Origin of the sequence: Serratia sp. HMSC15F11 (assembly GCF_001808215.1) — a bacterium.
GTDB lineage: Bacteria > Pseudomonadota > Gammaproteobacteria > Enterobacterales > Enterobacteriaceae > Serratia > Serratia nevei.
This window is the reverse complement of the sequence record NZ_KV792495.1, coordinates 501-1116: the sequence shown is the minus strand read 5'-3', so window position 1 is coordinate 1116 and position 616 is coordinate 501. Positions and strand designations below refer to the sequence as shown.

Below are 616 nucleotides of genomic sequence, written 5' to 3'. Positions count from 1 at the left end.
TTAAGACCTGATATATTACCTTGCTGTGTCATTCGTGCAGTACTGGTTGGAATGAACTTCTTGAGATTCGACGGCTTTACAATAATATCGTACAAGTACTGAGCCTGAATATTCTTTATTAATATTTGATTCACTGATTGTCCTGTACTGTCACGATAGAAACGAAACAGTATTGCATTCTTCGTGAATGGTACTGGTCCACGATCAATTGCATTATTCATATCAATTTGCATCTTCTGTGAAAGCTGTCTAAGTCTATTTGACACTTCCTTATTAAAGTTATTGGCGTAATCAATACCCTGTTGTTGAATATTTGCAATTGTTTGCTGTACGCCAGTTATAGTACTTGTCGTTGCCATTACGTAAAAGCCTCCATCAGCATACGAATAATTCTTCGTTGTTCGCCATTGTCTTTTTTAAGTCGCGTTTTAGTCATCAATGCTTTATTGCGACAAAGATGATCAGTACCGCAATATGCAATTAGGGCTGCTTCTACTAACTCGGCTTCCTGACGTGTCTTGAAGCACCACAGAATTTGTTTAGTATGATGTTCACCAGTGGCAATACGTTCTTGTACTTCCTTTGAACTGGAATTGTACTTTTCCCAGTTACTTTC

Annotated in this window: 2 pseudogenes; both read right to left on the bottom strand. The window is 37.8% G+C overall.

Annotation, left to right across the window (positions count from 1 at the left end):
- Window positions 1-359: pseudogene (locus tag HMPREF3138_RS26450) on the bottom strand (hypothetical protein); the annotation flags it as partial.
- Window positions 359-616, bottom strand: a pseudogene (locus HMPREF3138_RS27240) (hypothetical protein); the annotation flags it as partial. The pseudogenes HMPREF3138_RS26450 and HMPREF3138_RS27240, both read right to left, overlap by 1 nt.